The following is a 14,267-nucleotide window of genomic DNA, read 5'->3' on the forward strand; positions in this document are numbered from 1 at the left end:
GCATTTTAGCCGGGATTGGTGATGGGGAATTGGGGATTCGCCACGGCAATGGCGCGCGTGCTTCCCAATCCCAAATCCCCAATCACCAATCCCGTACAATTGGCCCATGCCTTTAATCACTCTGCAAAGCGTCGACTACAGCGTCGGCGGCCCCTTGTTGCTGGAAAAAACCGACCTCACGATCGAGCCGGGCGAGCGTATCGCCCTGATCGGCCGCAACGGCGCCGGCAAATCGACCTTGATGAAATTGATCGCCGGCGAGCTCAAGCCCGACGACGGCGAAGTGCGCGTGCAACAGGGCGTGCGCATCGCGCGGCTGGAGCAGGAGGTGCCGCAGGGCACCGGCGGCAGCGTGTTCGAGGTGGTGGCCGATGGCCTGGGCGAGCTTGGCCATTGGTTGGCCGAATTCCATCAGCTCAGCCATGCCGAGGTGTTCGATGGCGATGCGTTCGGCAAGGTACAGGCCAAGATCGACGCGGCCGACGGTTGGGCGCTGGATCAGCGCGTCACCGAGACGCTGACCAAGCTGGAACTGGATGGCGATGCGGAGTTTGCGCGCTTGTCCGGCGGCATGAAGCGTCGCGTGCTGCTGGCGCGCTCGCTGGTGTCTTCGCCGGACGTGCTGCTGCTGGACGAGCCGACCAACCATCTGGATATCGAAGCCATCGATTGGCTGGAGTCGTTCCTGAAAGGCTGGAACGGCAGCGTGTTGTTCGTGACCCATGACCGGCGCTTCCTGCGCGCATTGGCCACGCGCATCGTCGAAATCGATCGCGGCCAGGTCACCAGCTGGCCCGGCGACTGGGCCAATTATGAGCGCCGTCGCGAAGAGCGGCTCAATGCGCAGGCGCAGGAAAACGCGCGCTTCGACAAGATGCTGGCGCAGGAAGAAATCTGGATCCGGCAAGGCATCAAGGCGCGGCGGACCCGCGACGAAGGCCGTGTACGGCGTCTGGAATCGATGCGCAACGAACGTGGCCAGCGCCGCGATCTGAGCGGCAATGTGCGCATGGAAGTCTCGCAGGGCGAGTCGTCCGGCAAGAAGGTGATCGAGACCAAGGAGGTCGGTTTCGCGTTCGGTGCGCGCACGATGGTCAAGGATTTTTCGACCATCATCCAGCGTGGCGACCGCATCGGTCTGATCGGCCCCAACGGCAGCGGCAAGACCACCTTGCTCAAGCTGTTGTTGGGCGATCTGCAGGCGCAGCAGGGCGAAATCCGCATCGGCACCAATCTGCAGATTGCGTATTTCGATCAGTACCGCTCCACGTTGCGCGAGGACTGGAGTGCGATCGAAAATGTGGCCGAAGGCCGCGATTTCATCGAGATCAACGGCAAGCGCAAGCATGTGCATGCGTATCTGCAGGACTTCTTGTTCACCCCGGAGCGCGCCCGCGCGCCGATCACCCGTCTCTCCGGTGGCGAACGCAATCGCCTGCTGCTGGCGCGGCTGTTTGCGCAGCCGTCCAACCTGCTGGTGATGGACGAACCGACCAACGATCTGGACGTGGAAACGCTGGAGTTGCTGGAAGAGCTGCTCGGCGAATACACCGGCACCTTGTTGCTGGTCAGCCATGACCGCGATTTCCTCGACAACGTGGTGACCTCCACGCTGGTGATGGAAGGCGAGGGCCTGGTCGGCGATTACGTTGGTGGTTACAGCGATTCGCTGCGTCAGCGCCGCACCCCGGCGCCCAACGCGATGGCGGTTGCCAAGGCATCGGCGACGGCGGCTGCGACTACGCCAGCGGCGCCTGCTGCCGCACCGGCGGAAGCTGCGCCCAAGCGCAAGCTCAGTTACAAGGATGCGCGCGAACTGGAACAGTTGCCGGCCTTGATCGACAGCCTGGAGCAGCAGGTCGCAGCGCTCACCAATGCGATGAACGACCCGGCCTTTTATCAGCGCGACAGCGCAGCGATGGCCGCGCATACCGCCGCGCTGGGCGATGCACAGGCGCAGCTGGATGCGGCGTTCGCGCGCTGGAGCGAGCTGGATAGTTGATGATCGGACCGGCGCGCAGCTGAGTGCCGGTCTTTTGGGTTTGTAGGTGCGGCAAAACACGCATCGCAATTTCATTGCGAGGTGGCTGCTGTTGGATATGCGCGTCGGGTAGCAGGAGCGTTACTCGCCGGCAGGCACTGATGACTAACAGCGCTGTGGCTATCTGCTGATCGTGCAATGCGTTCGGTTGTCTTGGAGTGATTGAACAGCGCTGATGGACCACTTGTGGAGCGGCAGATCTGCGGCTTGGTTGCAGGGCCCTTGTGCCCGCCTACCATCGCGGGACACGCCGCAAGTAGGCTCCTAGGAGGCATCCACGCCGCGTAAGGTCCCGCGACGGTAGGCGGGCAAGGACCAGTCGAGATGGTCGGTGTGCATGCTTTTGAACAAGGCAACCTATTAACTGTCTGGTACGGTGTCCTCACCGATTGCGGGACCGTGTGGCGGCATGGATGCCGCCACCGAGCCTACATGGACGTACTTGCGGCGTGTCCCGCGAGCGGTGAGGGCACCGCGCACTCGACTAACCAGGCTTTTGATTCGCATCTAGATTTCGCTGCCATTTCCGACAGTGCGTCATTCGCCAACGAAGGCGAGTGCGGCCAACATGTTGCCGCCATCGCTACAGCGTTTGTTAGCCGCTCTCAGTCGCAAGCACTCGCAGGCGCCACAAACGCTGCAAATGTTAGCCCGCGCGCGGCCCAGGCAGTGGCGGCTTCATCGAGAATATCCAGCAAGGTGTTGCGATCGTTCGGTGCAGTGCGCGCCAGTGCGTCTGCGCCGTTGATCAACAGCGCATAGCCATGTGATGCGGGCAGCCAGGCCAGGTCGCGCAAGGCATCGGAGAGCGCGTCCCAGTTGCGACCGAAGCTGACCGGGAAGTCCAGTTGGGCGGCCAGGCGCATTAGCAACATGTGCTTGTCGCTGCAGCTGGCCAGATCCACACGCAGGATGCGCAGGCCGGCGTCGCGGGCGAGCGCGGCCATGGTGTCCAGATCGTCGGTGTCGGCTTGATAGACGCCTGATTGTTGCGGATCGGACAGGTCCAGTGCGAAGTCGCCTGCGCTCATGGCACCTGCTCCGGCGTGGGGCCTTTGAATGATTTGAAGCTCTGGTAATGATCGTCGCTGTAGTACCACGCTTGCGGCGGCGTGCCGCCGGTGACGATGCGGCGTGCGCCGCGGTCAGAGCTGCCGGGCGTCTCCACGGTGTACTCGTGGTAGTAGCCGCGCTCGCGCTCGGGCAGGCGCTGTTCGCGATTGCCGAATACGCTGCCGTCTTGCGCATGCGGGAACGGTCCGCCGCGCTGGATCAATACGATGGTGGCCATCGCTTCGGGGGGCAGAAAACCTGGAAGACCCTGCTGCCGAGGCGTCTGTTCGGGCGGCGCTGTTGCGGCGATCGGCGCGTTGAGCTGCGGCGCGAACTGCGGCTTGGGCGTCTGCATCACGCGCACGCCCCACAAGCCGGCGACGAGCAGCACGATGGCGACGATCAGCAAAGCGGGCTTGCGCATGAAGACGATCCGGAAGCGATTGTGGAGACAGCAGATCAAGTATGCCGTCGCGCGACTGTGTCGACTTTGAACGCCGCGGCATGTGTACGCCTGCGCGATTCACGCCCAAGTAACCGGGGCATGGTGCAAGGTGTGCAGCGAACACGACGCGGCGTGCGATGGGATGAAGTTTCCCTGCCAGCACTCTTGGTAAGCGCCGCCGCCGTCCCTACTATTTATCCCGCAACGCCCGGTCTTCGCCGGGCGGCAAGTCCAGGAGACACGCATGGCTTACACCCTTCCGCAGTTGCCCTACGCCTACGACGCGCTGGAACCGAATATCGATGCGCAGACGATGGAGATCCATCACACCAAGCATCACCAGACCTACATCAACAACGTCAATGCGGCGCTGGAAGGGACGGAGTATGCGGACCTGCCGGTCGAAGAGTTGGTGTCCAAGCTGAAGAGCCTGCCGGAAAACCTGCAGGGCCCGGTGCGCAACAACGGTGGTGGCCACGCCAACCATTCGCTGTTCTGGACCGTGCTGTCGCCCAATGGCGGCGGCGAGCCCAAGGGCGAGGTCGCCAAGGCGATCGACAAGGACATCGGTGGTTTCGAGAAGTTCAAGGAAGCCTTCACCAAGGCCGCCGTCAGCCGCTTCGGCTCGGGCTGGGCGTGGTTGAGCGTGACCCCGGACAAGAAGCTGGTGGTCGAAAGCACCGCCAACCAGGACAGCCCGCTGTTCGAAGGCAACACCCCGATCCTGGGTCTGGACGTGTGGGAACACGCGTACTACCTGAAGTATCAGAACCGTCGCCCGGAATACATCGGCGCGTTCTATAACGCAGTGAACTGGGAAGAAGTCGAGCGCCGCTACCACGCTGCGATCGCCTGAGTTCTGCAGTGGCGCTGTAACAACAGCGCCATCAACGAAGAAGGCCGGGAGCGATCCCGGCCTTCTTCGTTTGCTGCGGTCTGTCGTGTAGGAGCGACCTTGGTCGCGAAGAGGCGTTCACTGGGAAAGCTTCGTCGCGCGCAAGCGCGCTCCTACGATTGCCCGGAGCGCCGATCAGAACTTGGCGTCGAACTCGCGCGCGTAGCCGGTGTTGACGATGACCTTCTGCAGCGCGTCGCTGATCTTGATGTTGCCGGCCACGATCTGCTGCGTTTCCGGGCCCATGTTGTCCATGCGTGGCGGGGTGGCGCCCTTGTAGTCGCAGACCCGGCCACCGGCTTCGCGCACCAGCAGCACGCCGGCGGCGATGTCCCAGGCTTTGACGCCAGCTTCGAAATACGCATCGGCGCGGCCGCAGGCCACGTAAGCCAGATCCAGCGCGGCAGAGCCGGTGCGACGCACGTCTTCGGCCTGTACCAGCAACGCATCCACGCACTTCAACTGCGCACTGATGCGTGCGCGCTCGCGCGGCGGGAAGCCGGTGTGGACCATCGCGCCTTCCAGATCCTTGCGTTCGGCAATGCGGATGCGGCGGTCGTTGAGCACTGCGCCGGCGCCGCGGCTGGCGGTGAACAGCTCGTTGCGCAGCGGGTCGAAGATCACCGCATCGGTGGGCTCGCCGTTTTCCACCAGCGCGATCGACACGCAGTAATGCGGAAAGCCGCGCAGATAGTTGCTGGTGCCATCCAACGGGTCGATGACCCAGGTGTAACGGCCACTCTTGCCGCCCTGCACGCCGCCTTCTTCGCCGAACACGGCGTACTCGGGGTAGCCGCGCTTGAGTTCCTTGATGATGACCTTCTCGGCATCGGCATCGACTTCGCTGGCGTAATCCATGCGGCCCTTCTGCACCACATTGAGCGAGTCGAGCTTGTTGATACCGCGCAACAGCACATTGCCGGCGAGGCGGGCGGCTTTGACCATGACGGTGACGGCGGGTTTCTGCATGGTTAAAGCTCCCGTGAAGGCAGAATTGAAGAATTGGCGAAGGTAAAAGAGCGGTCCGGCACGAAACCGGTCGCGCAGTTTACCATCTACGACCGAACAGCTCCCCAATCTCCGTTCATGTCCGTCAGTCAGCGCATCCGTTTTGTTCTTGTCGGTACCCAGCATCCAGGCAATATCGGCGCCGCCGCGCGCGCGATGAAGACCATGGGGATCTCGCGTCTGGTGCTGGTCGCCCCTGAGCGCGCCCTCGACGAAGACGCCTACCGGCGCTCTGCCGGTGCCGAGGACGTGCTCGGCGATGCACCGGTCTTCGCCACGCTGGGCGAGGCGGTGGCCGATTGCACGCTGGTGATCGGCTGCACCGCGCGCGCGCGCCGGGTGGCGTTGGAAGAGTTGCTGCCGGACGCCGGCGCACGCCGTGCCCTGGCCAAGGCCGGCGAGCCGGCGGAAGTGGCGATCGTGTTCGGCCGCGAGCGCACCGGGCTGACCAACGACGAGTTGCAGCTCTGCCACGCGGCCGTGCATATCCCGTCCGACCCGGCTTTCAGCTCGCTCAACCTGGCCGCCGCAGTACAGGTGCTGGCCTATGAAGTGCGGCTGGCACAGTTGGAAGCGGGCCAGGCGGAACCGGCGCCGGCAGCCACCACCGGCGCACTGCGCGAAGGCCCCGCCAGTCACGCGCAACTGGAAGGCATGTTTGCCCAGTTGGGCGAGACGCTGGACGACATCGATTTCCACAAGGGCCGCGCGCCGGAGTCGGCGATGCGCAAGCTGCGGCGGCTGTTGTTGCGCACCGAAATGAGCGAGCAGGAGGTGCGCTTGCTGCGCGGCATCCTGTCCGATGCCCAGCGCATGGCCATGCTGGCAAAGCGGGCCGGAAACTGACGTCTGTCACATCTTGAGAGATTCGGCTAGGCTGTCGGCGGCTCTAGGGAGTGTCCTTTTTGCGCGGTCTACGATGGTGTCTGATTGCCTGTTGGCTGCTCGCTGGGGCGGGCTTTGCCGTGACGGCGGCGGCAGCGCCTTCTTCGGTCCTGGTGCTTGGCCGGATCAGCGACGATCCCGCCACCCATTACGAGCAACTCAAGCCCTTGCTGGACTATGTGGTGCCGCGCATGCGCGTGGTCGGCATCCGCCGTGGCGAAATCCTGATGGCGCCGGATGCGCGGCAGATGTCCAGCTACCTGCGCCGTGGCCGGGTCGATTGGGTCAGCGAAACCACCGGTGCGGCAATGCTGCTGGAACAGCGCGGCGGTGCGCATCCGTTGGTGATGACCGAGCGCGGCGGTATGCGCGAGTTCCACACCGTGTTCTTCGTACGCCGCGACAGCCCGATCCAGTCGCTCAAGCAATTGCGCGGACACACCCTGGCGCTGCAGAACGCCTCGTCCACCAGTGGCTATCTGCTGCCGATGCTGGAGTTGCTGCGCAACGGCATCGCCTGCGATGTGCTGCTGTCGCCGGACGATACCCAGGTGCCGGGGTCGGTCGGTTATTTGATGGTCGGTACGAAATTGAACGTGGCCGCATTCGTGCACAAGCGCCTGATCGATGCGGGCGCTTTCAGCAATGCCGATTGGGACGACGAACGCCACTTGCCGGCGACCTTCAAGCGCGACTTCCGCATCGTGCACCGCAGTGCGCCGGTGCCGCGTGCGGTGGAGATGGTACGTACCGGGCTGGACCCGGCGGTGGAGCGGCAGTTGCGCATCGTCTTGCTGCAGGCCGCGTCCGACCCGCAAGCTGGCCCGGCATTGAAGCGCTTTTTTGGCACCACCGCATTCCATCCACTGGATGACAACAGCCGCCGACGCCTGAATGCGTTGAGCGCCGGTGTGCAACGTGTCAGGGACCAGGTGGAATGACTCAGGTGCGCTTTGGGTTGCAGGCACGTTTTCTGTTGGTGATGGCGCTGACGCTGTTGTTGGTCGGCGCGATTCTGGCCTCTTTGCTGCAGCGCCAGAGCGCGATGCAGCGCGAGGTGCGCGGGCTCAGTGCACAGATCCTGCACGAGCTGTTCGATCGCAGCCTGCGCTCGCGTGGCGAAACACTGGCCACCGAGCTGGCGGCCGGCCTTGCCAATCCGCTGTACTACTCCGACCTGGGAGCGGTGGGTGCATTGGTGCGCAACGCCTCGCGTCAGCAGGTGGTGAGTTACGTGCTGGTGTTCGATCGACGTGGCCGGCTGGTGCACGACGGCACGCCGACTTTGCAGCGCTACGGTCAGACGATGAACGACCCGCTGGCGGCCAAGGCGGCCAGCGCGCGCACCATGTTGCTGCAATCCTCTCCCGAGGTGCTGGATGTGACGGTGCCGATCAAGATCGGCGACCAGCGCATCGGCGGCGTGCGCGTGGGCATGTCGCGCGAGCGGGTGCGCAAGATCGAGTCCGGCGCGAATCTGACCCTGGTGCAAAACCTCAACGCGATCGGTAAGCGCGATCTGGGCTGGCTACTGGTGCTGCTGGCTGCATTGGTCGCGTTGGGTGTGTTGCTGGCCATCTACGTGCAGCGCACGCTGGTGGCGCCGGTGCGCTTGCTGGCTGCAGCGGCCAAGCAGATCGAGCGCGGCGATTACGCAGTGCAACTGCCGCCGCATCCGCGCAACGACGAAATCGGCGAGTTGATGTCCGCGTTCGGACGCATGAGCGAGAGCATCGCCCGGCACGATCGCGAGGTGCGCCACATGGCCTATACCGACGCGCTGACCGGGCTGACCAACCGGCTGGGCTTTCGCGAAGGCCTGGACCATCTGCTCAACACCGCGCGCAGCACCGACAGCAAACTGGCGCTGCTGTTTGCCGATATCGACGACTTCAAGCGCGTCAACGACACGCTTGGGCACGAGGCAGGCGATGAGGCGCTGCTGCAGTTCGCCAGCCGCATCAGCCGTGCGGTGGGTGCCCTGGGTGGCGACGATGCGATCCTGGCGCGCTTCGGCGGCGACGAGTTCGTGATCCTGCTGCAGAGCGGCGATGTCACGCTGCTGGCTGCCCAGCTCGCAGACCGGTTGGTGCACGAGTTGAGCCGGCCGTTGAATGTGCAGGGCCGCGAGGTATTCCTGGGCACTTCGATAGGCATCACGTTGTTCCCGGACGATGCCAACGATGCCACCGCGCTGTTGAAGAACGGCGACATCGCGATGTACCAGGCCAAGGTCGCCGGCAAGAATTGCCATCGTTTCTACAGCCGCGCCGCCGATCATGCGGTGGAGCGCCGTGTGCATATGGAGCACGAGCTGCGCGGCGCCTGGGAGCGCGACGAGCTGCGCCTGGTCTATCAACCGATCTACCGCACCATCGACCGTGTGCTGGTCGGTGTGGAGGTGTTGCTACGCTGGCAGCATCCGGCACTTGGCACGATTCCGCCTTCCACCTTTATCGATATCGCCGAGCAGAGCGGCCTGATCGAAGTGATCGGCCCCAAGGTGCTGCGCGCGGCCTGCCTGGAAGCGGCGCAATGGCCGGCAGTGGGCGATGGCTTGTTCATTTCGGTCAATGTCTCGCCGCGTCAATTGCGCAGTGGCGACCTGATCGACACCGTGGCCGAGTGCCTGGCCGAATCCGGATTGCCGGCCGCACGCCTGCATCTGGAACTGACCGAAACCGCAGTGATCGGCGACGAAATGATGGCCGCCAGCTTGCTCGATCAGTTGCACCGCACCGGGGTGAAGGTGTGGCTGGACGACTTCGGTACCGGGTTCTCCGGTTTGAGCCATCTGCGCCAGGTGCCTGTGGACGGGGTCAAGATCGACAAGAGTTTCATTGCCGACCTGCAGCGCGACCCGGACGATCTGGCGCTGACCACCGCCATCATCGGCATGGCGCATTCGCTGGGAATCACGGTGGTGGCCGAGGGGATCGAGCAGGAAGCGCAATTCAATCTGCTACGCGATCGCGGCTGCGACCTGGGCCAGGGCTACTGGTTCAGCAGGCCGCTGAGCCCGGCCGATTTGGTCAAGTTGATTGCCGCAGGGTGAGCGCGTGCGTGCCTCGGTTGAACGCGCCGCACCGCTATGGGTAGGAGCGCCCTTGGGCGCGATGGGGCGTTACCTGTAGAGCCCCATCGCGCCCAAGGGCGCTCCTACAGGATGTGCACGCGGCGGTGACAATTACAGCGGCCGTTTGCCGGTATCGCCGGGAATTTCGCGCACCAGACGCGGCACCAGATAGCCGGACAGTCGCGTGGCCAGTTCGGCATGCAGCGCACGTGCCTGCGCATCGTCGACTTCGAAATGCGCCACCCCTGCGACCCGGTCGAGCTGGTGCAGGTAGTAAGGCAGCACACCCGCAGCGAAGCTGCGCCCGCTCAACGCGGCCAGTGCGTCCACGCTGTCGTTGACCCCGCGCAGCAGCACGGCCTGGTTGAGCAGTTGCGCGCCGGCCTCGCGCAGGGCATGCATGGCGGCGTCCACTTCGGCGTCGAATTCGTTGGCGTGGTTGGCGTGTATCACAAAGGCCACCGGCCAGGGCAGGCTGCGCAGCCAGGCCAGCAGCGGCGCATCGACGCGCTCGGGCAGTACCACCGGCAGCCGGCTATGGATGCGCAGACGTTTGATGTGCCCGATGACGGCCAGCGCGTCGGTGAGTTCGGCCAGTTTGCTGGTGGCCAGCGACAGCGGGTCGCCGCCGGACAGCAGCACTTCGTCGATGCCGGGGTCGGCGGCGATCGCGGCCACCGCCTCGCGCCATCCATCACGCGCGGCGGTTTCCTCGGCGTACGGGAAGTGGCGGCGGAAGCAGTAGCGGCAGTGCACCGCACAGCTGCCGGTGGCGATCAGCAGGGCGCGCCCGCGGTATTTCTGGATCACGCCGTCTGCGGTCTTGGCGGCGCCATCGCCCACCGCATCCAGGCCGAAACCCGGCACCAGCCGCGTTTCGGCATCCAGCGGCAGCACCTGGCGCAGCAATGGGTCGTGCAGGTCGCCACGGCGCATGCGCGCCACGAACGCGCGTGGTACCCGCAGCGGGAACTGGGCGGCGGCCTCTGCGCTGATGCCGGCAGCCGCCGCGTCCAGGCCCAGCAGTGCCAGTAGCTCGCGTGGGTCGCGCACGGCATCGCGCCACTGCTGCTGCCAGCGGTGCGGCTGCAGGGTGGGAGGCGGAGATGGCTGTAAGGCGAGGGGGGCTGCGGGTATCATGTGCGGTCACAAAACCAATGCCCGCCGGTTGCGGCGGGCGCCCCATTCTAATCCGACCTGCCACGGCCTGTGGCAGGTCGTGGTCTTATCGAGGAGCTGCACCATGGCCACTGTTGGCATGAACGACGTCAAGAACGGCATGAAGATCCTGGTCAATAACGAACCGGCGGTCATCACCGAGACCGAATACGTCAAGCCGGGCAAGGGCCAGGCCTTCACCCGCATGAAGTACCGCTTCATCAAGTCCGGTCGCGTGGTCGAAATGACCATGAAGGCCACCGACGACGTGGAAGTGGCCGACGTCGTCGATACCGATATGCGTTACCTGTACAGCGATGGCGAGTACTGGCACTTCATGGACCCGGAAACCTTCGAGCAGGTGCAGACCGACAAGGCCGGCATGGGCGGCGCCGAGAAGTGGCTCAAGGGCGAGGAAGACTGCATCGTGACGTTGTGGAACGGCGCGCCGATCTGGGTGCAGCCGCCGAACTTCGTCGAGCTCAAGATCACCGAGACCGACCCGGGCGTGCGCGGCGATACCTCGGGCGGCGGCGGCAAGCCTGCCACGCTGGAAACCGGTGCGGTGGTGCGCGTGCCGCTGTTCGTCAACCAGGATGAAATCATCAAGGTCGATACGCGTTCGGGCGAATACTCGGCGCGCGTCAAGTAAGCCGGATGCGCCCGGGACGCTGGCCTGGTCGAGCGGTACGCAGTGCCGGTGTCCTGATGGGGCTGTGGGCGGCGCTCGCAGCGTGCCCGGCCTTGGCGCAAGCGGCGGCCGCAACCTGCGGCGCAGGTGACGTGGCCGCCGTTGCGGCCATTACAACCTCCGGGGTCGTGGGCGGCGCTGCAGCCACGGTACCGGTCGAGCGTGCGGTGGCCCAGACCTGCAAGCCGTGGCCGAACGATGCGGCGATCCGGCTGGCGGCAATCGCATTTGCTGGCGACGCCCAGACCGTGCCTGGCGAACGCGACATTGAGTTGCGCGTGGCCATGCTCGATGCGGCCAGCGGCAAGGTGCTGGCGTTTTACGCGCAGGACATGGGTGAGGACGCCGCCTTCGAACTCGATGTAGACAGTTTGCGTCTGGATACCGCGCGCTACGACCTGGCCAAGGGCGTGCGCGCGATCGGCGTGGTGGTGCATAGCGCCGCGCACGGGCCCAGCTGCCCGGATTTTTACAGCAATCAGGCATTGACCTTGCTGATGCGCGAGGGGCTTAGCTTGCGTCCGGTACTGCAACGCGATCTCTATGCGTGGCAACGTGTGAAAGGCGAGCCGTGCAGTGTGGGGAAGAGCGATGTGATCACCGAAGTCGCCAATCTGAGCCTGAGCATGGCACCGCAGGCACATGCCGGCTATGCGGACATCGTGCTGACAGCCAACGTATCTACCGCGGAAAGCGTAGCTGACAGTGACACCATTACCGAACGCACCCGTCGCGTGCGCCAGGTGCTGCGCTACAACGGCCAGCGCTATGTGCCTGTGGCCGGCGGCGATACCAGCTGGCCGTTCGACAACTAACCCTTTATGGATCCGCTCATGACCAATGCCCCTCCCGAAGCATGCGACCTCTTGATCGAAGCCGGCTACGTGGTGCCGATCGAACCGCATGCGGTGGTGCTCGAAGACCACGCGGTGGCGGTCAGCAACGGCGCCATCGTGGCGATCCTGCCGATTGCCGAAGCGCGCGCACGGTTTGCGCCGAAGCAGACCGTCTCGCGCCCGGAGGCGGCGCTGATGCCGGGCCTGGTCAACGCGCACACGCATAATCCAATGACGCTGCTGCGCGGCATTGCCGACGATCTGCCGCTGATGGTGTGGCTGCAGCAGCACATCTGGCCGGTGGAAGCGGCGGTGATCGGGCCGGAGTTCGTGGCCGACGGCACCACGCTCGCCATCGCCGAGATGCTGCGCGGCGGCACCACCTGCGTCAACGAAAATTACTTCTTCGCCGATGTGCAGGCGGCGGTCTACAAGCAGCATGGCTTCCGCGCGCTGGTGGGCTCGGTGATCATCGATTTCCCCACCGCGTGGGCCTCGTCGGACGACGAATACTTCGCGCGTGCCGGTGAGTTGCACGACCAATGGCGCGACGATCCGCTGATCAGCACCGCGTTTGCGCCACATGCGCCATACACGGTGAACGATGCCAACTTCGAGCGCGTGCGCATGCTGGCCGACCAGCTCGATCTGCCGGTGCATCTGCATACGCACGAAACCGCGCAGGAAGTGGCCGATTCGATCAAGCAGTACGGGCAGCGCCCGCTGGCGCGACTGGATCGCCTGGGCCTGGTCAACGACCGCCTGATCGCCGTGCACATGACCCAGCTCACCGAGGCGGAAATCCATCTATGCGCCGAGCGTGGCGTGAGCGTGGTGCATTGCCCGGAATCCAATCTCAAGCTGGCCTCGGGGTTTTGCCCGGCCTGCGCGCTGCAACGTGCCGGCGTGAACCTGGCCATCGGCACCGACGGCTGCGCCAGCAACAACGATCTGGACATGTTCAGCGAGAACCGCACCGCGGCCATTCTGGCTAAGGCAGTCGCCAACGATGCCACTGCGCTGGATGCGGCCACCACCTTGCGTGCGGCCACGCTGGGCGGCGCGCGTGCGCTGGGCTTCGGCGACAAGATCGGCTCGATCGAAATCGGCAAGCAGGCCGATCTGGTCTGCGTGGATCTGTCTGCACTGGAGACCCAGCCGCTGCATCATGTGCTGTCGCAACTGATCTATTCGGCCGGCCGCCATCAGGTCACCGATGTGTGGATCGCCGGCAAACCCAAACTGGTGCAGCGCGAGCTGGTCGACATGGATATCGCCGCCCTGGTCGCCAATGCGCGGCAGTGGCGCGACCGCATCCGCACCGTCCGCGCCTGAGCGCGCGTCATCGCAACACGGAGCTCCGCATGAATCCGAATACTCACACCACCTCCGGCAATTTTCATCAGAGCGAATTGGATAAATTCGCCGCGCTGGCAACGCGCTGGTGGGATGCCGACGGTCCGCAGAAGCCGCTGCATGCGCTGAACCCTGTGCGTCTGGATTACGTGTCCGCGCGGCTGGATCTTGCCGGCGCGCGCGTGCTCGATGTCGGCTGCGGCGGCGGCTTGCTCAGCGAGTCGATGGCGCGTCTGGGCGCACAGGTCACCGCGATCGATCTGGCCCCGGAGCTGGTCAAGGTGGCGCGCCTGCACAGCCTGGAATCGGGCGTGCAGGTGGATTACCGCGTGCAGTCGGTGGAAGACCTGGCGGCCGAGCAGCCGGGCAGTTTCGATGCGGTGACCTGCATGGAAATGCTCGAGCACGTGCCGGACCCGACCGCGATCATCCGCGCCTGCGCCAGCCTGCTCAAGCCGGGCGGCAAGCTGTTTCTGTCCACCCTCAATCGCACCCCGGCCGCGTTCGCGCTGGCGGTGGTCGGTGCCGAATACATCGCGCGGTTGCTGCCCAAGGGCACGCATCACTACAAGGATTTCATCAAGCCGGCGGAACTTGCGGCGTGGTTGCGCAGCGCCGAACTGCAGCTGGAAGACGTCAGCGGCATGCTGTACGAGCCGTGGCGCAATCGTGCGCGGCTGTCGTCGCGCACCGAGGTGAATTATCTGGCCTATGCGGTGAAGCCGTGACGCGCAGGGATTGGGGAGTGGGGATTCGGGATTGGCAACAGCAGGTGCGTGCTTGATGTCTGCGCATTCCCACCTTGCGGATGGCGAGACGCAGC

The 14,267-nt window shown here is 64.7% G+C and carries 13 protein-coding genes; 9 read left to right on the top strand and 4 right to left on the bottom strand.

The features are described 5' to 3' along the window. Positions 1-106 precede the first annotated feature (106 nt). Positions 107-2,002 (top strand): ATP-binding cassette domain-containing protein, encoded by a 1,896-nt coding sequence (locus tag FFY45_RS06505; RefSeq protein WP_176339819.1) that lies wholly within the window; start codon positions 107-109, stop codon positions 2,000-2,002. A gap of 644 nt (positions 2,003-2,646) precedes the next feature. Here the strand turns inward: FFY45_RS06505 and FFY45_RS06510 are convergent. Further along, a complete protein-coding gene (locus FFY45_RS06510) occupies positions 2,647-3,072 on the bottom strand; it encodes a barstar family protein (protein ID WP_176339820.1) in 426 nt (141 codons plus the stop codon). Continuing rightward, positions 3,069-3,518, bottom strand: coding sequence for a guanyl-specific ribonuclease (locus FFY45_RS06515; protein WP_176339821.1), 450 nt, complete (start codon positions 3,516-3,518; stop codon positions 3,069-3,071). Before FFY45_RS06515 ends, FFY45_RS06510 begins: the two co-directional genes overlap by 4 nt. Before the next feature lie 265 nt (positions 3,519-3,783). Here FFY45_RS06515 and FFY45_RS06520 point away from each other — a divergent pair, with 265 nt between their 5' ends. Further along, the gene (locus FFY45_RS06520; RefSeq protein WP_016904847.1) at positions 3,784-4,395 is read left to right on the top strand and encodes a superoxide dismutase; all 612 of its coding nucleotides are present in this window, start codon (positions 3,784-3,786) and stop codon (positions 4,393-4,395) included. 174 nt (positions 4,396-4,569) lie between these two features. On the opposite strand, the gene FFY45_RS06525 is transcribed toward FFY45_RS06520, so the two are convergent. Next, a complete protein-coding gene (locus FFY45_RS06525) occupies positions 4,570-5,403 on the bottom strand; it encodes an inositol monophosphatase family protein (RefSeq protein ID WP_006450337.1) in 834 nt (277 codons plus the stop codon). A gap of 117 nt (positions 5,404-5,520) precedes the next feature. Between FFY45_RS06525 and FFY45_RS06530 the strand changes: the two genes are divergently transcribed. The 3 genes from FFY45_RS06530 to FFY45_RS06540 are packed head-to-tail and all read left to right on the top strand — an operon-like array spanning position 5,521 to position 9,382. Then, positions 5,521-6,288: an RNA methyltransferase gene (locus FFY45_RS06530; RefSeq protein WP_006450336.1), complete on the top strand. Its 768-nt coding sequence runs from the start codon at positions 5,521-5,523 to the stop codon at positions 6,286-6,288. A gap of 50 nt (positions 6,289-6,338) precedes the next feature. Then, the gene (locus FFY45_RS06535; protein WP_023904211.1) at positions 6,339-7,268 is read left to right on the top strand and encodes a phosphate/phosphite/phosphonate ABC transporter substrate-binding protein; all 930 of its coding nucleotides are present in this window, start codon (positions 6,339-6,341) and stop codon (positions 7,266-7,268) included. Then, positions 7,265-9,382 carry a putative bifunctional diguanylate cyclase/phosphodiesterase gene (locus FFY45_RS06540; RefSeq protein ID WP_176339822.1) on the top strand — a complete coding sequence of 706 codons (2,118 nt, stop codon included), beginning with the start codon at positions 7,265-7,267 and terminating at the stop codon, positions 9,380-9,382. Before FFY45_RS06535 ends, FFY45_RS06540 begins: the two co-directional genes overlap by 4 nt. A 132-nt stretch (positions 9,383-9,514) precedes the next feature. Here FFY45_RS06540 and epmB read toward each other — a convergent pair whose 3' ends face one another. Further along, the gene (gene epmB / locus FFY45_RS06545) at positions 9,515-10,543 is read right to left on the bottom strand and encodes an EF-P beta-lysylation protein EpmB (protein ID WP_176339823.1); all 1,029 of its coding nucleotides are present in this window, start codon (positions 10,541-10,543) and stop codon (positions 9,515-9,517) included. A 103-nt stretch (positions 10,544-10,646) separates the two neighbouring features. On the opposite strand from epmB, the gene efp reads away from it, so the two are divergent. Genes efp through ubiG form a run of 4 tightly spaced genes read left to right on the top strand, consistent with a single transcriptional unit; the run spans position 10,647 to position 14,172 of the window. After that, on the top strand, positions 10,647-11,213 hold the full coding sequence (gene efp / locus FFY45_RS06550) for an elongation factor P (RefSeq protein ID WP_006450332.1): 567 nt from the start codon (positions 10,647-10,649) through the stop codon (positions 11,211-11,213). Positions 11,214-11,269: 56 nt separating this feature from the next. Next, entirely contained in the window at positions 11,270-12,067 is a 798-nt protein-coding gene (locus FFY45_RS06555) for a PA3715 family protein (RefSeq protein WP_255171872.1), read from the top strand. Between the two features lie 18 nt (positions 12,068-12,085). Next, on the top strand, positions 12,086-13,423 hold the full coding sequence (locus FFY45_RS06560; RefSeq protein WP_168957384.1) for a TRZ/ATZ family hydrolase: 1,338 nt from the start codon (positions 12,086-12,088) through the stop codon (positions 13,421-13,423). Between the two features lie 29 nt (positions 13,424-13,452). Further along, positions 13,453-14,172 carry a bifunctional 2-polyprenyl-6-hydroxyphenol methylase/3-demethylubiquinol 3-O-methyltransferase UbiG gene (gene ubiG, locus FFY45_RS06565; protein ID WP_006450329.1) on the top strand — a complete coding sequence of 240 codons (720 nt, stop codon included), beginning with the start codon at positions 13,453-13,455 and terminating at the stop codon, positions 14,170-14,172. Positions 14,173-14,267 lie beyond the last annotated feature (95 nt).

Origin of the sequence: Xanthomonas hortorum, from assembly GCF_011305375.1 — a bacterium.
In the GTDB taxonomy this organism is placed as follows: Bacteria; Pseudomonadota; Gammaproteobacteria; order Xanthomonadales; family Xanthomonadaceae; genus Xanthomonas; species Xanthomonas hortorum_E.